Annotated in this window: 13 protein-coding genes and 1 tRNA gene; 4 read left to right on the top strand and 10 right to left on the bottom strand. The window is 68.6% G+C overall.

From position 1 onward, the window contains the following. Positions 1-2 precede the first annotated feature (2 nt). Positions 3-716, top strand: coding sequence for an IMPACT family protein (locus C8E99_RS04065; protein WP_115931215.1), 714 nt, complete (start codon positions 3-5; stop codon positions 714-716). Continuing rightward, the gene (locus C8E99_RS04060; protein WP_342767555.1) at positions 713-2,023 is read left to right on the top strand and encodes a class I SAM-dependent methyltransferase; all 1,311 of its coding nucleotides are present in this window, start codon (positions 713-715) and stop codon (positions 2,021-2,023) included. The genes C8E99_RS04065 and C8E99_RS04060 overlap by 4 nt, the downstream gene beginning before the upstream one ends. A gap of 120 nt (positions 2,024-2,143) precedes the next feature. Here the strand turns inward: C8E99_RS04060 and rpsA are convergent, their stop codons facing one another. The 3 genes from rpsA to polA form a co-directional block, all read right to left on the bottom strand. After that, a complete protein-coding gene (gene rpsA, locus C8E99_RS04055) occupies positions 2,144-3,601 on the bottom strand; it encodes a 30S ribosomal protein S1 (protein ID WP_115931214.1) in 1,458 nt (485 codons plus the stop codon). 161 nt (positions 3,602-3,762) lie between these two features. Next, the gene (locus C8E99_RS04050; RefSeq protein ID WP_147301167.1) at positions 3,763-5,151 is read right to left on the bottom strand and encodes a GNAT family N-acetyltransferase; all 1,389 of its coding nucleotides are present in this window, start codon (positions 5,149-5,151) and stop codon (positions 3,763-3,765) included. Further along, a complete protein-coding gene (polA, locus tag C8E99_RS04045; RefSeq protein WP_115931212.1) occupies positions 5,135-8,053 on the bottom strand; it encodes a DNA polymerase I in 2,919 nt (972 codons plus the stop codon). The genes C8E99_RS04050 and polA overlap by 17 nt, the downstream gene beginning before the upstream one ends. Here polA and C8E99_RS04040 point away from each other — a divergent pair. After that, the gene (locus tag C8E99_RS04040; RefSeq protein WP_115933203.1) at positions 8,046-8,594 is read left to right on the top strand and encodes a hotdog fold thioesterase; all 549 of its coding nucleotides are present in this window, start codon (positions 8,046-8,048) and stop codon (positions 8,592-8,594) included. The two genes, polA and C8E99_RS04040, sit on opposite strands and share 8 nt — an antisense overlap. Before the next feature lie 29 nt (positions 8,595-8,623). Here C8E99_RS04040 and C8E99_RS04035 read toward each other — a convergent pair. Beyond that, positions 8,624-8,708 (bottom strand) — tRNA-Leu (locus C8E99_RS04035). A 159-nt stretch (positions 8,709-8,867) separates the two neighbouring features. Between C8E99_RS04035 and C8E99_RS04030 the strand changes: the two genes are divergently transcribed. Then, positions 8,868-9,527, top strand: a complete 660-nt coding sequence (locus tag C8E99_RS04030; protein WP_115931211.1) for an ANTAR domain-containing response regulator — start codon at positions 8,868-8,870, stop codon at positions 9,525-9,527. Between the two features lie 41 nt (positions 9,528-9,568). Here the strand turns inward: C8E99_RS04030 and pyk are convergent, their stop codons facing one another. From pyk to trpB, 6 genes are all read right to left on the bottom strand, one after another. Then, on the bottom strand, positions 9,569-11,062 hold the full coding sequence (pyk, locus tag C8E99_RS04025) for a pyruvate kinase (protein ID WP_115931210.1): 1,494 nt from the start codon (positions 11,060-11,062) through the stop codon (positions 9,569-9,571). A 64-nt stretch (positions 11,063-11,126) separates the two neighbouring features. Further along, complete coding sequence (locus C8E99_RS04020) at positions 11,127-12,617, bottom strand: glutamate synthase subunit beta (protein ID WP_115931209.1); 1,491 nt, start codon at positions 12,615-12,617, stop codon at positions 11,127-11,129. Further along, the gene (gene gltB, locus C8E99_RS04015; protein ID WP_245952076.1) at positions 12,610-17,391 is read right to left on the bottom strand and encodes a glutamate synthase large subunit; all 4,782 of its coding nucleotides are present in this window, start codon (positions 17,389-17,391) and stop codon (positions 12,610-12,612) included. The genes C8E99_RS04020 and gltB overlap by 8 nt, the downstream gene beginning before the upstream one ends. A 141-nt stretch (positions 17,392-17,532) precedes the next feature. Further along, a complete protein-coding gene (gene lgt / locus C8E99_RS04010; RefSeq protein ID WP_245952075.1) occupies positions 17,533-18,639 on the bottom strand; it encodes a prolipoprotein diacylglyceryl transferase in 1,107 nt (368 codons plus the stop codon). Then, on the bottom strand, positions 18,639-19,508 hold the full coding sequence (gene trpA, locus C8E99_RS04005; RefSeq protein ID WP_115931208.1) for a tryptophan synthase subunit alpha: 870 nt from the start codon (positions 19,506-19,508) through the stop codon (positions 18,639-18,641). The genes lgt and trpA overlap by 1 nt, the downstream gene beginning before the upstream one ends. Further along, positions 19,508-20,818, bottom strand: a complete 1,311-nt coding sequence (trpB, locus tag C8E99_RS04000) for a tryptophan synthase subunit beta (RefSeq protein WP_115931207.1) — start codon at positions 20,816-20,818, stop codon at positions 19,508-19,510. Before trpB ends, trpA begins: the two co-directional genes overlap by 1 nt. Positions 20,819-20,863 lie beyond the last annotated feature (45 nt).

The following is a 20,863-nucleotide window of genomic DNA, read 5'->3' as shown; positions in this document are numbered from 1 at the left end:
GCATGTCTGAGGAGCAGCCCGGGTCCCGGGCATCTCGCTATACGGTGCTCCCGTCGATCACGATCAGCACCCCGATCGTCCACGAACTGGAGATCAAGCGCTCTCGCTTCATCGGCCATGCCCTCCGCGTCACGGCCGAGGACGAGGCGCGAGCGTTCATCGCGGCGCTCCGGAAGCGACACCACGAGGCCAGGCATGTGTGCAGCGCGTTCATCCTCGGCCCGGACCGGGACGCCATGCGCTCCTCGGACGACGGCGAACCCGCCGGCACAGCGGGTGTCCCCATGCTCGAGGCGCTGAGCCAGCGGGAGACCCACTCACAGCCCGGGGGCACGGCCGTGAGGGACCTGTCCGACGTCTGCGTCGCCGTCGTCCGCTATTTCGGCGGGGTGAAGCTCGGCGCCGGAGGCCTGGTCCGCGCCTACTCGGACGCCGTCTCCGCCACCCTGGACCAGACCGTGACGGTGACGCGGCAGCGCATGGTGCTGGCCGGCGTCGACGCTCCGCATGGCGAGGCCGGGCGATGGGAGAACGAGCTGCGCGCCGCGGGCTTCCATGTCCAGGAGACCCGCTACGGCTCCGGATCCGCCACGCTGGTGGTGGCCGTGCCCGACGACGGCCGGTCCAGTGCCGCGTTCACCGAGCGGCTGGCGTCCGTCACCGCAGGGGCGGGACACGTGCACACGCTGGGCACCGAGTGGGTGGACCTGCCGTGAACTCTCCTGCCGTGAACCCGTTTCCCCCGGGCCTGACCCCGCCGGTCCACCGAGCCGCGTTGACCACCGGCTTCGACTTCGCTGCCCTCTCCCGGTGGCCCTATCCCGAGTCCTCCGAGCTCCAGGCCCACGACGCCGCTGACCTGCTGCTGCTGGACACGGCACAGGCTTGGTGGGATGCCGGGCCGACGGATGACGGCGGCGTCCCTCCGGTCGTCGTCCTCGAGGACCGTCACGGCGCCCTCACCCTGCCTCTGCTGACCGCGGGACATCCCGTTCGGATCGGCCAGGACGCCCTGGGCCAGGAGCGCTCACTCGACGCCAATGTGGCAACGTTCCACGAGTCCGGTGCGTTGGAGGAGGCCGGACCGCTGAGCCGTCATGGCATCGGCCCCGACCTGGTGTCCGGTGCGCGCATGATCCTGCTGCAATTGCCCCGGTCCCTGGATGCCCTGGAGCAGTGGGCGCACCTGATCGCCGAACACGCACACGAGGACGTCCTTCTCCTCGCCGGAGGCCGGGACAAGCACATGACCCCGCGCCAGAACACCGTCCTCGAGCGGTACTTCGGTTCGGTGGTGCCCGGCCGGGGCCGGTCCAAGTCCCGGGTCATCACTGCACACCGCCCGCGGCGGGGACGCCCCGCACCGTTCCCCCGAACTGCCGACCACGAGATGCCCGGGCTGGGCCCAGTCACCCTGGCCGCCCACGGCGCGACCTTCGGGGGGACGAACCTCGATCCGGGGACGGCCTTCCTGCTCCGGTCATTGGAGTCCGACTTCCAGCGGGGTGGGCTCGAGTGGGCCGGACGGAAGCGGGCCGTGGACGTGGGCTGCGGCAACGGCACGATCGCGGTGTACCTGGCCTCGCAGTTGGCGAGGCTGGATGGCGTGAACGGGCTGGAAGGCATGGACGGGTTGGATGGGTTGAATGGGTTGCAGCGTGTGAGCGTCGTCGCGACCGACCAATCCGCGGATGCGTGTGCGTCCACCCGGCTCACGGCGTCACTCAACAGGGTCCAGGACCGGATCGAGGTCCGCCGGGATGATGCCCTGTCCACCTTCCCCGACGCCAGCGAAGACCTCCTCGTCCTCAATCCGCCGTTCCACGCCGGCAACACGGTGGACACCCGGGTCGCGGTGCGCCTGATGGCCGCCTCGGCACGGGTCCTGCGTCCCGGCGGTCAGCTGTGGTGCGTGTGGAACTCGCACCTGAGGTACCGGCCCGAGCTGGAGCGTCTGGTAGGCCCCACCCGGCAGCTCGCCCGCGATCGGACGTTCACCGTGACGGTCAGCACCCGCCGCTGAGCTTCACTGCAGGGCTGCACACCACCCCGCCCTGACTGAAAGAAAGGCCCCGCACCGGAGGGTGCGGGGCCTTTCTGGTCGGCGGGTCAGCCAGTGGCCGACCGGAGACTGATCAGTGGATCAGTTGCCGGTGAGCTTCTCGCGCAGGGCGGCGAGGGCCTCGTCGGAGGCCAGGGTGCCCTGATCGGCAACCTGGTCGTTGTCGTCGGAGGAGTAGGAGGCGGCGCCGGACTCGACGTCGGCCGCGACCTCGGCGTCCTCGTTGAGGTGGCGGGACACCTGCTCCTTGTGGGCTTCCCAGCGGGCCTGGGCGTCAGCGTACTGCTGCTCCCAAGCGGCGCGCTGGGTCTCGAAGCCCTCGAGCCATTCGTTGGTCTCGGGATCGAAGCCCTCGGGGTACTTGTAGTTGCCCTCCTCGTCGTACTCGGCAGCCATGCCGTAGAGCGCCGGGTCGAACTCGGTGCCCTCCGGATCGACGCCCTCGTTGGCCTGCTTGAGGGACAGCGAGATGCGGCGACGCTCGAGGTCGATGTCGATGACCTTGACGAACAGCTCGTCGTTGACGGACACGACCTGCTCCGCGGTGTCGATGTGGCGGGAGGCCAGCTCCGAGATGTGCACCAGGCCCTCGATGCCGTCCTCGACGCGCACGAACGCACCGAACGGAACCAGCTTGGTGACCTTGCCCGGCACGACCTGGCCGAGGGCGTGGGTACGGGCGAAGAGCTGCCAGGGATCTTCCTGGGTGGCCTTCAGGGACAGGGAGACACGCTCGCGGTCCATGTCCACCTCGAGCACCTCGACGGTGACTTCCTGGCCGACCTCGACGACCTCGGACGGGTGGTCGATGTGCTTCCAGGACAGCTCGGAGACGTGCACCAGGCCGTCGACGCCGCCCAGGTCCACGAAGGCACCGAAGTTGACGATCGAGGAGACGGTGCCGGTGCGGACCTGGCCCTTCTCCAGCTTGTGCAGGAAGTTCGAACGGACCTCGGACTGGGTCTGCTCGAGCCACGCACGGCGGGACAGAACCACGTTGTTGCGGTTCTTGTCCAGCTCGATGATCTTGGCTTCCAGCTCCTGGCCGATGTACGGGGCCAGGTCGCGGACGCGGCGCATCTCGACCAGGGAGGCGGGCAGGAAGCCGCGCAGGCCGATGTCCACGATGAGGCCGCCCTTGACAACCTCGATGACGGTGCCGGTGACGACGCCGTCCTCTTCCTTGATCTTCTCGATGGAGCCCCAGGCACGCTCGTACTGAGCACGCTTCTTGGAGAGGATCAGGCGGCCTTCCTTGTCCTCCTTGGTGAGGACAAGGGCCTCCACGCTGTCGCCGACGGCAACAACTTCGTCCGGGTCCACGTCATGCTTGATGGAAAGTTCCCGGGACGGGATGACGCCTTCGGTCTTGTAGCCGATGTCGAGCAGCACTTCGTCGCGGTCGACCTTGACGACGGTGCCTTCGACCAGATCGCCGTCGTTGAAGTACTTGATGGTGGCGTCAACGGCGGCGAGGAAGTCCTCAGCAGTGCCAATGTCATTGATGGCAACCTGCGGGGCGGTGGAGGTAATGGTCATGTAGTAGGGGCTCCGATGTGGATTGTTCACTCGGCCGGGCGACGCGGACACACGAAGGGAACGCGACAACCCGGATAGTGGGTTGATATGAATATTGGTAGCGCACAGAAAGTGCTCGTTCAGTCTAACGACATTGGCAAGTCTGGGTCAAAGGCAGTCCGTCAGAAGCCCGTCATGCAGAACACCGGCCGGTCCTGGGCCAGCAGGGCGGTCAGTTCCACCGCAGCTCCGGGCCGGTGTTCGGCGATCCTCCCGGCCTGCCGCAGCACCTCCGCGGACACCCCGCCCAAGTACACGCTGGAGAGGTCGGCGACCTCCAGGGTCAGATCCGCCGTGACCGTCTGGGGTTCAGCCTCGGCGTCGCCCACCCTCACGGCCACCTTCACGACGTCGGCCGTGCCGCCCTCCACGGTCAGCCGCCAGACCCCGGCGGCATAGCCGAGAGGGTCCGTGACCTCCAGGATCAACTCGCCGTCCCGGTGGTACGGCCGGCCCTTCAGGCACGCCGGAACGTCGAGCAGGCGCAGCCACAACTGGTCCGCATGCCCGGTGGTCTTGACCCGGCGCGGGTCCACCAGCAGGTTCTCGAGCAGCCGGTCGTCGGAGGCAAAGCCCCACTCGACCTTCTGAATGAGGTCCAGGTGGACGAGGTAGTCCCAGATCGCCCGGTAGCTGGCGGCGGTGCTCGCCACAAGCACCCCGATCTTGACGGTCGGGACCTTCTGGTCCCAGCCGGTGAACGTGTAGGTAACGTACCCGCGGGGTGTGCCGCCGTCGTCGTGATGCACGGCCGCGAGCACCCCGGTGCCCTTGCCATCGTTCTTGGACATCCAGGTGTCCGTCTCGATCACCGAGTAGGCGGCCGTGCGGCCCACGGCGCCGGGGCTCTGGCGGTGTGCACTGTCATAGAGGACCGGCCCCAGGTCCCGCAGGTCCTTCGGCTCAACCATCCTCATGGACCCGGAAACCGGCCCGGCGAGGGCGACGTCACCGCCGGTATCCACCTCCACCGTGCGTCGGGTGGTGGCCACCCCGAACCCGAACCGCCGGTAGATCGTGGCCTCCGAGGCGCTCAGCGCGGCCACGGGGATCCCGGCAGCGGCGGCTCGGTCCAGCTCGGCCCGCATCATGGCCCGCAGGATGCCCCGGCGGCGATGGGTGGAGCGCACGGTCACGTCCGAGATGAGGAAGCCCTCGATCTCCCGGCCGGTCCCGGTCTGGAGGTACTTGCTGAAGGCGGCGAAGGTGCCGACCGGCTCGGTGGTCTCCGGTGACGCTCCGGCCTCATAGACGCCCACGTAGGTGCGCTGGTCCTGTGCGTCCAGGTCCAGGACCTGGTCCAGCGCCGCCCCGGTGGGGACTGCCTCGTAGAAGCCCCTCTCGACCGCGGCGATCATGCGGGCACCGCGGGGGTCCTCCGCGGCGGGCCGGCCGGAGGACCGGAAGCGGTGCAGGTCCAGGCCGGGCAGAATCTCGGCGGTACGTTCGTCGGTGAGCCCGTCTGTGAACCCGCCTGTGTGCCCGTCGGGCTGGTCAGTGGGCCGCATCATGCCAGCTTCGCCCCACACCCACGTTCACGTCCAGGGGTACCGAGAGCTGCGCCGCATGGCCCATCTTGTCTTCCAGCAAGGCAGTGGCCGCCTCCAGCTCGTCGTCCGGGACCTCGAGGATGAGCTCGTCATGCACCTGCAGCAGCATCCGGGAACGCAGGCCCTGCTCGTTGATGGCCAGCTGCACGTCCAGCATGGCCTGCTTGATGATGTCCGCGGCGGAGCCCTGGATCGGGGCGTTGAGGGCGGCCCGCTCGGCCATGTCCCTCAACTGACGGTTGTCACTGTTAAGGTCCGGAAGGTACCGGCGCCGGCCCTTGATCGTGGCCGTGTACCCGTCCCGGCGGGCCTGCGCCACCAGCTCCTTCAGGTAGTCGCGCACGGCACCGAAGCGGTCGAAGTAGCCCTTCATCAGCCCTCGTGCCTCGTCCACGGGGATCTGCAGCTGCTTGGACAGCCCGAAGGAGCTCAACCCGTAGGCGAGTCCGTAGCTCATGGCCTTGACCTTGGCCCGCATCTCTCCGGAGACATCTGCCGGGTCCACGCCGAACACCTGCGCCCCGACGAACCGGTGCAGGTCCTCTCCGTCCCGGAAGGCCTGGATCAGGGCCTCGTCTTCGGAGAGGTGCGCCATGATCCGCATCTCGATCTGGGAGTAGTCCGCGGTCAGCAGGCTGCCGTAGCCCTCCCCCACCACGAACACGTCGCGGATCTTCCGGCCGGCCTCGGTGCGCACCGGGATGTTCTGCAGGTTCGGGTGCAGGCTGGACAGCCGCCCGGTGGCGGCAGCCGTCTGCGAGTAGGTGGTGTGGATGCGGCCGTCCTCCGCCACGGTGTCCCGCAGCCCCTCCACCGTCTGCCGCAGCTTTGTGGCGTCCCGGTGGAGCATCAGGTTCTCGAGGAAGGGGTGCTGGGTCTGGTTCAGCAGGTCGTTGAGGGACTCGACGTCCGTGGAGTAGCCCGTCTTGGTCTTGCGGGTCTTCGGCATGTCCAGCTTCTCGAACAGCAGGGCCTGCAGCTGCTTCGGGGAGCCGAGGTTGACCTTCTCCCCGCCGGTCACCTCGGAGACCGAGGCCCACGCCGACTCCTGTGCTGCCTCCATGCGCTCGGTGAAGTCGGCGAACAGCCCGTCCAGGACCGGGCGGTCCACGGCGATTCCGGCCAGCTCCATGTCCACCATGACCTCGGCCAGCGGGATCTCCAGGTCCAGCAGCAGCTGCTGGGCGCCACGCTCGATCAGGGCCGGCGAGAAGACCTCGGAGAGCCGGCGCACCATCCAGCCCGCCCGAACGGCGGCGGCGCCCCGGGCCTGGAGGACGGCTTCCTCCGAGGACGCTCCGGCGTCGGCGGCGCTGTCCAGATCCAGTTCCAGTTGGTCCCCGGCCTGGGTCGGATCGTCCTCCATCTCCAGGGTGGACTGCAGATAGGTCTGCACCAGCGCGTCCAGGCCGTAGCCGCGGCGGTCCGGCTGGATCAGGTAGGCGGAGAGCAGGACATCGTCCACGACGCCGGCCAGCACCACGTCCCTCCCCAGTGCGGTCCGGTGCCCGGCCGCGGAGAGAGCTTTCGCGACGGCCTTGAGGTCGTAGATCGCCTTCGGGTGGCCCGCCTCCGCAAGGTAGGCCGCAAGCACCGGGCCGGGGCCGGCGTCGGGCGTGGAGTTTTCGGACGTGAGCCGGAGGTCCACGTAGACCGCGGACTTCTCGGCACCGCCGCTGACCTCTGCCACCAGGGCGGCGCCGATCGCGACACCGTAGTCGCCGGGGGCCGGGATCTTGCGCTTGGGCAGGATGGCCGGGCCGTCCAGGACCACGTGCACACCCATCAGGTTGGCGGCGTGATCGGCGAGGAAGGACTCCAGTGCGGCCGTGCCGGCGGCATCCGGCGTGAGGACGGTGAACTCCGGGGTGGCCTCGACCGGGGCGGCCTCCGGCTCGCCCCCGAGGCGCTCAGCCAGGGTGTCGAAGAGTCGCTGGCGCACGGTGTTGAACTGGAGCGCGTCGAAGAGTTCTTCAACCTGCTCGTGGTCCGGGTGGGTGAGCTCGGTGGCCTCGAGGGCCACGGGCAGCTCCATGTCCCGCAACAGGTGGTTCAGGCGGCGGTTGCGCCGGACGTCGTCCGCGTGGTCCCGGAGGGACTGACCGGCCTTGCCCTTGATCTCGTCGGCGTGCTCGAGCACGTCATCGACGGTGCCGTAGAGGTTGATCCACTTCGCGGCGGTCTTGGGGCCCACGCCCGGGACGCCCGGCAGGTTGTCGGCCGTCTCGCCGACCAAGGCGGCCAGGTCCGGGTAGCGTTCTGGGGCGACGCCGTACTTCTCGATGATGGCGGCGGCATCCATCGGCGGGATGTCCGAGACGCCCTTCTTCGGGTAGAGCACCGTCGTCTGCTCCGTGATGAGCTGGAAGGCATCCCGGTCCCCCGAGACCACGCGGGTGTCCCAGCCGGCGGCCTCGGCCTGCGCTGCGAAGGTGGCCACGATGTCATCCGCCTCGAAGCCGTCCACCGAGACGGTGGGGATGTTCATGGCCTCCATGACCTTGATGATCAGGTTGATCTGCCCGTGGAACTCCTCGGGCGTCTTCGAGCGGCCGGCCTTGTATTCCGTGTACTCCTCCGAACGGAACGTGGGGGTGTCCAGGTCGAACGCGACCGCCACGTGCGTGGGCTTCTGCTGGCGGATCATGGTCAGCAGCATGGTGGTGAAGCCGTAGACGGCATTGGTGTGCTGACCGGTGTCCGTGGCGAAGTTGTCCACCGGCAACGCGTAGAAGGCCCGGAAGGCCATGGAGTGGCCATCGATGACCAGCAGGCGCTGGTCGGCGGCCGGCGGCGCGGCGGGGACGGCGGAATCAGGTGCGGGATTGCTCGAATCAGTCACGGGTGCCAGCCTAATGGTCATGAACGATGCCCAGACAGCAGCCCCCGCCACATCGCCGGCCACGAAGCCGGCTCCCTATGCCTTCGTGCCGGGCACCACTCCCGAGCTCAGCCCCGAGGAGCGCCGGCAGATGATGCTCGACTCCGGTATCCCGGAGGAGCTCCACGACCAACTGGGCGTGCTGGGCATCAGCCCCCTGGCGGCGAAGATGGGCATCGTCTTCCAGGAGATGACCGTGGCCCGGATGGTGGCCACCATGCCGGTGGCGGGCAACGAGCAGAACGCGGGGCTGTTGCACGGCGGCGCCCACCTGGTCCTGGCCGAGACCCTGGGGTCGATCGGCGCCGTGCTGCACACGCGAGGACAGAAACCGGTGGTGGGGATCGAGATCAGTGCCACTCATCACCGCGGTGTCACGGGCGGCCTGGTCACGGGTACCTGTACGCCGATCCACCTGGGTGGGACGCTGACCACGCATGAGATCGTCATGACCGATGAGCACGGGAAACGTTTGTCCACGGCCAAGATCACGAACATGATCCTGGATCCGAGCCGGCGCTGAGTCGTGGCTGGACGAGGACGGGATGAGACTGGTGCCCGAAGTGGGACTTGAACCCACACATCTTTCGATACCGCATTTTGAGTGCGGCGCGTCTGCCAATTCCGCCATTCGGGCTTGAATGGTCTGCTCAGTCCCCCTGGAGTCTCCTCTGGGGATCTCGTGCATGACAACCCTACAAGAATACACGCTGTGAACGCGTCATCGCGGCCCAACCTCACGTCATCGCCACCTGGCACCGATACGCTGTCGGGGGAACAAGCGCAAGGAGCCTGCATGTCGACCGAGAAGTCCGAGAACCCCGAGATCTACCCGAGCCCCGGGACTGACCCGACGCCCGGCCAAGCCGGCACCGGTGCCGGTGCCGATAAGCTCCGCGTCGTCGTCGCCGAGGACGAGACGCTCATCCGGGTGGACATCGTGGAGATCCTCACCGGGCAGGGCTATGACGTGGTCGGCGAGGCGGACAACGGCCAGAAGGCCCTGGAGCTGGCCACCGAGCTCGAGCCGGACGTGGTCCTGATGGACGTCAAGATGCCCGTGATGGACGGCATCACCGCCGCCGAGCACATCGCCCAGGCCAAGATCGCCCCCGTAGTCCTGCTGACGGCCTTCAGCCAGCGGGAGTTGGTGGAGCGTGCCCGTGAGGCCGGGGCCATGGCCTATGTGGTCAAGCCGTTCAACGAGAACGACCTCGTGCCCGCGATCGAGCTGGCGGTGGCCCGCTTCGATGAGCTCCGGGCGCTCGAGGAGGAGGTCTCCGACCTCGCCGAGCAGTTCACCACCCGCAAGCTCGTGGACCGCGCCAAGTCGCTGTTGACGACCACCCTCAACCTGTCCGAGCCGGAGGCCTTCCGGTGGATCCAGAAGAGCTCCATGGACCGGCGGCTGAGCATGCGCGAGGTCGCCCAGACGGTCATCGACCAGATGGGCTGACCTCGCGCGCACGCTCGGTCACACGCGGGTCACACTCACCGTCACAGGGGCGAACGCGCCGGCCACATCCCGACCCGCTCGCCGTTCGGCCGCGGGTGGCCCTCCACGAGTCCCCCGGAGTCGTCCAGGTCGCCGATGCGGTGGACCTTGACGATGTTGGTGGAGCCGACCAGGCCGGGAGGGGAACCGGCGGCAATGACCACCAGATCGTTGACGCCGGCGATGCCCTCCTTCAGCAGTGAGCGGTCCACCTGCGCCGTCATCTCATCCGTGGACTCGGCGAAGGGCACCATCTTCGGCAGCACACCCCAGGACAGGCACAGGATGTTGTGCGTGTGCTCCACGTGGGTGAACGCGTAGATCATCTGCTGCGGACGCAGCCGGGAGAGCCTCCGCGCGGAGTCACCCGACTGGGTGAAGGCCGCCAGGTAGCGTACGTCCAACTGGTCGGCGATCTCGACTGCGGCCCGGGTGATGGCCCCGCCACGGGTCTTCGGCCTGGAGCCCAGCGGGCGGATCCGGTCCAGCCCGTGGGTCTCGGTGGACTCGATGATCCTCGCCATCGTCTCGACGGTGGTCACCGGATACTTGCCCACCGAGGTCTCCCCCGAGAGCATGACGGCATCTGCTCCGTCCAGCACGGCGTTGGCGCAGTCGGAGGCCTCGGCGCGGGTGGGCCGGGGGCTGTCGATCATGGACTCCAGGACCTGGGTGGCCACGATGACGGGCTTGGCCCAGCGGCGGGCCAGCTCGATCGCTCTCTTCTGCACCAGCGGGACGTCCTCGAGCGGCAGCTCCACGCCGAGATCACCGCGGGCCACCATGATGGCGTCGAACGCGTCCACGATCCCGTGCAGCGCCTCCACGGCCTGGGGCTTCTCGATCTTGGCGATCACCGGGACCCGGCGCCCCTGCTCATCCATGATCTCGTGCACCCGCTGGATGTCCTCGGCCGAGCGGACGAAGGACAGGGCGATCATGTCCACGCCCAGGTCCAGGGCCCAGCGCAGGTCGTTCTCGTCCTTCTCGGACAGGGCGGGGACGTTCACGGCCACACCGGGCAGGTTGATGCCCTTGTTGTTGGACACCGTTCCGGGGACCACCACCTCGGTCACGACGTCGGTCCCGGTCACCTCCACGGCACGCAGGGCGACCTTGCCGTCGTCGATCAGCAGGGCATCCCCGGCCTTGACGTCGTCGGGCAGCCCCTTGAAGGTGGTGCCGCAGCGTTCCGCGGTGCCCTCGACGTCCTGCGTGGTGATGGTGAACCGGTCACCCACACTCAGTTCGTGCGGTCCATCGGCGAACCGTCCGAGCCGGATCTTGGGTCCCTGCAGGTCGGAGAAGATCGCCACGGGGCGATCGAGGTCCCGGGCGGCCTTCCGGATGTCCGCGTAGGTCTGCTCGTGGACGTCCCAGCTGCCGTGGCTCATGTTCATGCGCGCGACATCGACCCCCGCGGCGATCAGGTCCTTGGTGTTCTGGTATCCCTCGTTGGCCGGGCCGAACGTGGCGACGATCTTCGCGTGTCTCATGCTCCCACCCTAACGAGCCGAACTGACGTTGAGGTGAACAGCCGCGGGCACCCTCACACCACCATCACACCGACATGGCACGATCCGTCGGCTCCACCGGGGACGGCAGCCGGGTCCAGGTCTCGAGTGACTCGTCCACGGCCTTGGCACAGGCCCGTCCCTCGGCGATGGCCCACACCACGAGCGAGGCACCGCGCCCGGCATCGCCGGCCACGAAGACCCCCGGAGTATCGGTCTCGTAGCGGTGGTCCCGCTTGACCAGCCCGCGTTCGAGCACGACGCCGGCGTGGCCCTCTCCCGAGGTCAGTCCGGCGTCCTCCACCCCGGTGAACCCCAGTGCCAGGAGCACCAGGTCCGCCGGGATCTCACGTTCGGTGCCGGGCTTGGGCACGCGGCGGCCGTCCGGCAGATACTCGGTCTCGGCCACGCGCACGGCCCGAACGCGCTCCACACCGTCGGCCCCCACCTCGCCGAGGAACTCCACGGTCGAGGCCAGGTATTCGCGCGTGCCCCCCTCGGCATCCGCAGAGGTCACCTCGTAGACCCGCGGCACGGTCGGCCAGGGCTGCTCGGCCGGACGCTCCGCCGGCAGTTCCTTGCCGATGGCCAGGGTGGTCACGGACGCGGCGCCGTGGCGGTGGGCCGTGCCGATGCAGTCGGCCCCGGTGTCACCGCCACCGAGGATGACCACGTGCTTGCCGTCGGCCCGGATCTGCGCCGCCGCCTCCGCCTCGTCCAGTTCTCCGTTCACGGCGCGGTTGGACTGGACCAGGTAGTCCATGGCGAAGTGCACACCGTCCAGCTGCCGTCCCGGCACGGGCAGGTCACGCGGCACGGGCGCTCCGGTAGCCATGATGACGGCGTCGTAGCGCGACCGCAGCTCGGCCCACGTGATGTCCGTGCCGATGGCCACGTTGGTGCGGAAACGCGTCCCCTCGGCCTCCATCTGCTCGATCCGGCGGTCCAGAATGTCCTTCTCCATCTTGAAATCCGGGATCCCGTAGCGCAGCAGGCCACCGACTCTCCCGTCCCGCTCGTAGACCGCCACGGTGAAGCCGGCCCGCGTCAGCTGCTGGGCGGCGGCCAGACCAGTGGGCCCGGAGCCGACGACGGCCACCGTGTGGCCATTGAGCCGCTGGGGGACGACGGGGTCGAGCCAGTCGTTGTCGAAGGCGGCGTCAGCGATGGACACCTCGGTCTGCTTGATCGTCACGGCGGGCTGGTTGATGCCCAGCACGCAGGACGACTCGCAGGGTGCCGGACAGATCCGGCCGGTGACCTCGGGGAAGTTGTTGGTGGCATGCAGCCGCGCGGCGGCCTCCTCCCACCGGCCCCGGTGGACCAGGTCGTTCCACTCGGGGATGAGGTTGCCCAGGGGGCAGCCCTGGTGACAGAACGGCACGCCACAGTCCATGCAGCGTCCGGCCTGAGTCCGGATGACGGCCTCATCCTGGCGGACATAGACGTCCTTGAAGTCCAGGATGCGCACGGGAACCGGACGGGACGGCCGGTCCTGCCGCTCGCGGGTGTTCAGGAATCCACGGGGATCAGCCACGGGTAGCCTCCACAATCCGACCCCAGGCGGCATCGCCGTCCGGGTCTAGTCCTTCGTCGATGACGGCCGCACGCGTCTTCAGCACGGCGTCGTAGGTGGCCGGCAGCACGGTGGTGAAGCGCGCCATCACCGCCTCCGGGTCGGCCTCCAGGTCGGAGAGCAGATGAGCGGCCACCGGCGAACCGGTCTCCGCACGGTGCCGTTCCAGCAGGCCGATGATGGCCTCCCGGTCCTCGGCGCGCGGTTCGAGCAGCAACAGGTCGTTCTGCTCCACGGCCAGCGGGTTGAGGGTGGTCTCGTCCAGGTCCAGGACCCAGGCGGTGCCACCGGACATGCCGGCCCCGAAGTTGCGACCGGTCCGGCCGAGGATCAGGGCCTGTCCACCGGTCATGTACTCGCAACCATGGTCCCCGATGCCCTCGACGACGGCGGTGGCCCCGGAGTTGCGGACCAGGAACCGCTCCCCCACGCGTCCGCGCAGGAAGACCTCGCCCGAGGTGGCGCCATAGCCGATGACGTTGCCCGCCACCACGTTGTCCTCGGCCGCGAACCCGGCGGAGGCGTCCGGGCGCACGATGATGCGTCCGCCGGACAGGCCCTTGGCCACGTAGTCGTTGGAGTCGCCCTGCAACCGGAGCGTGATGCCGGCCGGCAGGAAGGCGCCCAGCGACTGACCGGCCTCACCCGTGAGGTTCACGGTGATGGTGTCCGCCGGCAGCTCATCCAGCAACCGGGCCTTGGTGACGTGGTAGCCGAGCATGGTCCCGGCGGCCCGGTCCGTGTTGACGATCCGCTTCGTGACCTCGACCGGCGTGCCGTTCGCGATGGCGGGCTCGGCCAGGGTGATGAGATCGTTGTCGAAGTGCTGGTCCAGCTCGTGGTTCTGTCCGTGGGTGTTGGACAGCTGACGGGCCTTGGCCGGATCGGCAGGATCGTATCCTGCCAGGATGCCGCTGAGGTCCAGGTCCTCGGTCTTCCAGTGGTTCCGGGTCGCATCCCGGTCCAGGACGTCGATGTGGCCGATGGCCTCGTCGATGGACCGGAAGCCGAGCTCGGCCAGGTACTCGCGGACCTCCTGGGCGATGAACTCGAAGAAGGTGACCACGAACTCGGGCTGGCCGGTGAACCTGGACCGGAGCTCGGGGTTCTGGGTGGCCACGCCCACCGGGCAGGTGTCCAGGTGGCAGACGCGCATCATGATGCAGCCGGAGACCACCAGGGGTGCGGTGGCGAAGCCGAACTCCTCGGCACCGAGCAGCGCGGCGATGACCACGTCCCGGCCGGTCTTGAGCTGGCCGTCCACCTGGACCACCACCCGGTCCCGCAGGCCGTTGAGCATCAGCGTCTGCTGGGCCTCGGCGAGCCCCAGCTCCCACGGGGCCCCCGCGTGCTTGAGAGAGTTCAGCGGCGAAGCGCCGGTGCCGCCGTCGTGCCCGGAGATGAGCACGACGTCAGCTTTGGCCTTGGTCACTCCTGCCGCCACGGTACCCACCCCGGATTCGGAGACGAGCTTAACGTGCACACGGGCCGCCGGGTTGGACCGCTTCAGGTCATAGATCAGCTCGGCGAGGTCCTCGATCGAGTAGATGTCATGGTGCGGCGGCGGCGAGACCAGGGAGACGCCGGGCGTGGAGTGCCGGGTGGAGGCCACCCAGGGGTACACCTTGGTGCCCATGAGCTGGCCGCCCTCGCCGGGCTTGGCCCCCTGCGCCATCTTGATCTGCAGGTCGTCCGCGGTGGCCAGGTAGAGGCTGGTGACGCCGAAGCGGCCGGAGGCGATCTGCTTGATGGCCGAGCGGCGTTCCGGATCCAGCAGGCGCTCCGGGTCCTCGCCGCCCTCACCGGTGTTGGACTTGCCGCCCAGCCGGTTCATGGCGATCGCGAGGGTCTCGTGGGCCTCCCGGGAGATGGAACCGTAACTCATGGCCCCCGTGGAGAAGCGCTTGACGATCTCCGAGACGGGCTCGACCTCGTCCAGCGGCACCGGCTGACGCACCCCGGTCTTCAGGGTCAGCAGCCCGCGCAGGGTCATCAGGTCCCGCGCCTGCTCGTCCACGCGCTGCGTGTAGTCCTTGAAGATGCCGTACTGGCGGGTCCGGGTGGCGTGCTGGAGCCGGAACACGGTCTCCGGGTTGAACAGGTGCGGTGGTCCGTCCCGGCGCCACTGGTATTCGCCCCCGGTCTCCAGCTCCCGGTACGGATCGATGTCATTGCCGTCCGGCGGGTAGGCCGCCCAGTGACGCTGCTCGTTCTCGGCGGCGATGACGCCCAGCCCGACCCCGCCCATGGGGGTGTGCGTGCCGGCGAAGTACCGGTCCACGAGGGGCCGTGACAGGCCGATGGCCTCGAACGTCTGGGCCCCGCAGTAGGACGCCACGGTGGAGATGCCCATCTTGGACATGATCTTCTGCACGCCCTTGCCGAGCGCCTTGATGAGGTTGGCGACGGCGTCGGCACGGGTCACGCCGGTGATGGCCCCGGTACGGACCAGGTCCTCGGCGGACTCCATGGCCAGGTACGGGTTCACCGCGGAGGCACCGTACCCGATGAGCACGGCCACGTGGTGGACCTCGCGGACGTCCCCTGCCTCGACGAGCAGCGAAGCGCGGGTGCGGTTGGCCGAGGACAACAGATGGTGGTGCACGGCGGAGAGGAGCAGCAGGGACGGGATGGGAGCCCACTGGGCATTCGAATCACGGTCGGAGAGCACGATGTACTGCACGCCGCGGTTCACCGCGGCCGAGACCTGCTCGCAGATCTCGGTGAGCCGATCACGCAGGCCGGCGGAGCCGCCGTCGACCCGGTACAGGCCACGGACCTTCAGGGCGACCTTCCCGCCCGGATTGCCTCCGGCCATATCACCGGGCATACCACTGGGCTGCTGGCCCCCCTCGGACCGCAGATTGGCGATCTTGGCCAACTGGTCATTGTCGATGACCGGGAACTCGAGGTTCACGTGATTCGTCCGCACCCGGTCGGTGGACAGCAGGTTGCCGTCCGGGCCGATCGAGGTCCGCATGGAGGTGACGAGTTCCTCGCGGATGGAGTCCAGGGGCGGGTTCGTGACCTGCGCGAAGGACTGGGTGAAGTAATCGAACAGCAACCGGGGCCGCTTCGAGAGCACCGCGATGGGAGTGTCCGTGCCCATGGCGCCCAGGGGCTCCGCACCCTTCTCCGCCATGGGGCCGATGAGCAGGCGGAGTTCCTCCGTGGTGTAGCCGAAGGTGCGCTGGCGGTGCGCCACCGAGGTGGACGAGTAGTTGACGTGCTCGCGCTCGGGCAGGTCGGCCAGGTTGATGAGGTTCTCGCGGACCCATTCACGCCACGGGTTGGCCGAGGCCACCTCCGCCTTGACCTCGTTGTCCTCGATGATGCGGCCCTCGGCGGTGTCCACGAGAAACATCCGGCCCGGGGCCACACGGCCCTTGCGGACGATCCGGGACGGCTCCAGCGGCAGCACGCCGACCTCGGAGGCCAGCACCACCAGCCCGTCATCGGTGACCCAGTAGCGGGCCGGGCGCAGGCCGTTGCGGTCCAACACGGCACCGACCTGGCGGCCATCGGTGAAGGCCACGGCGGCGGGGCCGTCCCACGGCTCCATGAGCATGGAGTGGTACTCGTAGAACGCCCGGCGGTCCGGGTCCATGGACTCGTGGTTCTCCCACGCCTCCGGGATCATCATCATGACCACGTGGCTCAGGGGCCGGCCGGCGAGCATCAGCAACTCGGCGACCTCGTCGAAGTTCGCGGAGTCCGAGGCGCCCGGGGTGCAGATCGGGTACAGCTTCTCCGGTTCCTCGCCGAGCACCGAGGACGCCAGCTGGGACTGGCGGGCGCGCATCCAGTTCCGGTTGCCCTTGACCGTGTTGATCTCGCCGTTGTGGGCGATGGCCCGGAACGGCTGGGCCAGCGGCCAGGACGGGAAGGTGTTGGTGGAGAAGCGGGAGTGCACCACGGCCAGGGAGGTGGCGAAGCGCTCGTCCGAGAGGTCGGGATAGAACGGCTCGAGCTGGGCCGTGGACAGCATCCCCTTGTAGACGATCGTCTGCGTGGACAGGGAGGGGAAGTAGACGCCGAACTTGTTCTGGCTGCGCTTACGGACCCGGAAGACGCGGGCGTCCAGCGAGTCGCCGGCCATGGCCCCCACCGAGGGGTCCGAGGCGAGGAACAGCTGGGAGAAGTGGGGCATGACCGCTCGGGCAGAGGCACCGAGCACATCGGTGTCCACCGGGACGTCGCGCCAGCCCAGGACCACGAGGCCCTCCTCGGCGGCGCGCTCCTGGATGCCGTCCACGCAATCACGGCGCTCTGTGGCGTCCTGCGGCAGGAATGCCGTGCCGGCGGCATAGTGCCCGGCGTCCGGTAGGTCGAAGTCGACGACCTCGCGGAAGAAGGCGTCCGGGATCTGCAGCAGCAGTCCGGCCCCGTCTCCGGTGCCGTCATCCCCGCCGACGCCGCCGCGGTGTTCGAGATTGCGCAGCGCCACGAGGGCGTGTTGCACGATGTCGTGTCCGGGGGTGCCGCGCAGCGTGGAGATGACCGCCAGACCGCAGTTGTCCTTCTCGGTCTCCGGGCGGTAGAGGCCCTGCTCGGACGGGATCCCGGAGAACCGGTTGAAGGGGTTCTTCGGGTCCAGGGCCAACGCGTCCTGGGCCGAGTCATCCGGCAGTGGCCGGGCGGCTTGCGCTGGCATGGCGGCCTGAACAGGGTGCCCGGCTTCGGCGGGCTGGCCCTGAGGAGGACGGACGTACTGGTCGTCGCGGCGCAATGTCATGAGATTCCTTCCGTTGCGCAGGGGTTCTGCTGCGGTGGAAGGGGACATCATCGGCCCCTATGACGAGAGATGAACACGCGGTTTCATCCGCTTCACCTCACGTCAATGCAGTGGAGTCGATACTACCGAGGTGCGAGGCCGTCAATCAGATTTTTCGACCGGATCGGCCACTTTTTTTGTTTCGGCTGCGTTAACTTTCGCCCCATCGATGGCTGGATCGGCTGGCTCGGCTGGATTTGCCGCACCGACGGCCGTCGCGGAGCCGGTCTCAGACTCGGTCATGGAGTCGGTCGCGGTCTCTGTTTCAGTCCCGGTCTCAGTTTCAATCTCAGTCCCGGTCTCAGACTCCTCGACCGGCTCATGGCCCGCACGCCACACCGAATCGGCCTCGGCCTTCGCCTCGGCGGTCTTCGGCCGGGTGAGGCCGAGATAGATGAGGAAGCCGATGGCGACCAGCAACATCAGTAGCGAGGTCCACACGTTCAGGCGCTGGGTGGTGCCGAAGAGCGTGATCATCTCCGCCTCGTCGATCCGGAGCATCTCGATCCAGGTGCGGCCGGCCGTGTACCAGGCGACATAGGACCAGAGCATCATGCCTCGGCGCAGGTGCAGCCGGCGGTCGATCAGCAGCAGCAGAGCCACCCCGAGCAGGTTCCACAGCATCTCGTAGGCGAACGTGGGGTGGAAGAGGGTGCCCTCGAGGGCACCGGCGGGAAAGTTCGGGTGGTCGGCGGACACCTGCAGGCCCCAGGGCGCCGTGGTGGGGCCGCCGAAGAGTTCCTGGTTGAAGTAATTGCCGAGCCGGCCGATGGCCTGGGCGAGCAGGACGCCAGGGGCCACCACGTCGGCATAGGCCGAGATCTTGAAACCGTAGCGGCGGCAGGCGATCCACGCACCCACGGCGCCCAGGGCGACGGCGCCCCAGATCCCGAGGCCGCCCTCCCAGACCCGCCAGATCTTGGTCAGGTCACCCGTGCCGTCGAAGTTGGGGCCGAAATAGGCGTCCGGGGACGAAACCACGTGATAGAGCCGAGCGCCGACCAGGCCGAAGATGATGGCCCAGATCGAGATGTCGATGACGCTGCCCTCGGGGCCGCCACGGGCCTTCCAGCGCCGCGCGGCCAGCCAGAGGGCGGCGACCATTCCGGCCACGATGCACAGCGCGTAGGCGTGGATGGTGACGGGACCGATGTCAAAGCCGTCCCAGACCGGGGCGGGGATGGCGGCCGTGGTCAGCGCGCCGTACATCAGGCGTCTCCTCGGGAGTTCTTCACGGCGCCCGTGGCCAGTTCGGCCGTCAGGGTCCCGACGGCGGCCGGGCCACCGTCCCGCAGGGCCACCACCAGGGCGGTGCCCACGATCGCGCCATCGGCGTACGCGCCGATCTCACGGATGTGCTCGGGCTTCGAGATGCCCAGACCGACCGCGACCCGGGGGGCCCCGGCGGCGTGCGCCCGGGCGACGACGTTCTCGGCGGCAGTGGAGACCTCGGAGCGGGCCCCGGTGACGCCCATGACGGAGACGCCGTAGACGAAGCCCCGTGAGGATTCGGTGATCAGCTTCACGCGCTCGTCCGTGGAACTCGGCGCGGTCAGGAAGATTCGGTCCAGTCCGTAGCGGTCGGAGGCCTCGAACCACGCTCCGGCCTCCTCCGGCACCAGGTCCGGGGTGACGATGCCCGCTCCCCCGGCTTCGGCCAGCCGACGGGCAAAGGTCTCCACGCCCATCCGGTCGACGATGTTCCAGTAGGTCATGACCACCACCGCGGCGTCAGTCCGCTGCGTGACAGCGCGGATGATGTCGAAGACCGCATCGATCCGGAAGCCATCGGCCAGCACCTGGCTTGTGGCGGCCTGGATGACCGGCCCGTCCATGACCGGATCCGAGTAAGGGATGCCGATCTCGATGACGTCGGCACCGTTGTTGCCCAAGGCGACGGCCGCCTCGATCGAGTCCTCGACGGTCGGGAAACCGGCCGGGAGGTAGCCGATTAAGGCGGTGCGGCCGGCGTCGCGCGCCGCCTCGATGCTCTGAGTGGTCAGCGACCGGATCGCGGTGGTCTCCACCTGCTGTCCGGCGTCTTGTCCGGCGTCTTGCCCGGTGTTGTGCTCGGTCATCAGTTCTGCGCTCCTTCGGGGCGTGCGGCCACTGCCTCCGCGTCGCCGCCCTCGGGGGTCGCGGCGTCCGGCAGCATGCCGAAGTACTTCGCCGCCGTGGCCACATCCTTGTCACCACGTCCGGACAGGTTGATGACGATGATCTTCTCCTCACCAGCGGCGGTGGAGGCGCTGACGACGCCCTCGTCCGCCCAGCGCTGCGCCAGGCGCAGGGCCCCGGCCAGGGCGTGGGCGGACTCGATGGCCGGCACGATGCCCTCGGTGCGGCACAGCCGCTGGAAGGCGTCCATGCACTCGGCATCGTCCACGGGCTCGTAGGTGGCCCGGCCGGTGTCATTGAGCCAGGCGTGCTCGGGGCCCACGGCCGGGTAGTCGAGGCCGGCCGAGATCGAGTGTGAATCGATGGTCTGGCCGTCCTCGTCCTGCATCAGGTAGGTGCGGGCGCCGTGGAGCACACCGGTGCGGCCGAGATTGATCGACGCGGCGTGCTCGCCCGTGCTAATCCCCTTGCCTCCGGCCTCCAGGCCGTAGAGCTCCACGCCGGAGTCGTCCAGGAAGGCGTGGAAGAGACCTATGGCGTTCGAGCCCCCGCCGACGCAGGCGCAGACGGCATCCGGCAGCCGACCGACCTGCGCGAGGATCTGCTCGCGGGCCTCCTCGCCGATGACCGAGTGGAAATAGCGGACCATGGCCGGGAACGGGGCCGGCCCGGTGACGGTGCCCAGGAGGTAGTGGGTGGTGTCCACGGAGGCGACCCAGTCCCGCAGGGCCTCGTTGATGGCGTCCTTGAGCGTGCGGGCGCCAGTGGTCACGGGGATGACGGTGGCCCCGAGCATCTCCATGCGGGCGACGTTGAGCGCTTGGCGCTGAGTGTCCACCTCGCCCATGTAGACCGTGCACTCCAGGCCGAACAGCGCCGCGGCCGTGGCGGTGGCCACGCCGTGCTGACCGGCACCGGTCTCCGCGATGAGGCGGGTCTTGCCCATCCGGCGGGCCAGCAGGGCCTGCCCGATCACGTTGTTGATCTTGTGGGACCCGGTGTGGTTGAGGTCCTCGCGCTTGAGGAAGATCCGCACGCCCGGGGAATCCTGGGCGAAGCGCGGCACCTCCGTCAGCAGGGACGGCCGGTTCACGTAGTTCGTGAACAGGTCCTGTAGCTCGGCCGTGAACTCCGGATCGTCCCGGGCCTCGGTGAAGGTCCGATCCACTTCCTCGAGTGCGGCGATCAGGGATTCGGGCATCCAGCGCCCGCCGTAGGGGCCGAAGTACGGCCCCGGCTGGTTCTGGTAGCTCCCGGTGTGCTCAATCATCGTACGTTCCAGTCTGTGTTCGGGTACTTCAGGAGATTCGGGGGT

The sequence above is a fragment of the Citricoccus muralis genome, from assembly GCF_003386075.1.
GTDB classification, from domain to species: Bacteria; Actinomycetota; Actinomycetes; order Actinomycetales; family Micrococcaceae; genus Citricoccus; species Citricoccus muralis.
Note: the sequence above shows the minus strand (reverse complement) of the source record. Positions and strands in the feature narration are given on the sequence as shown.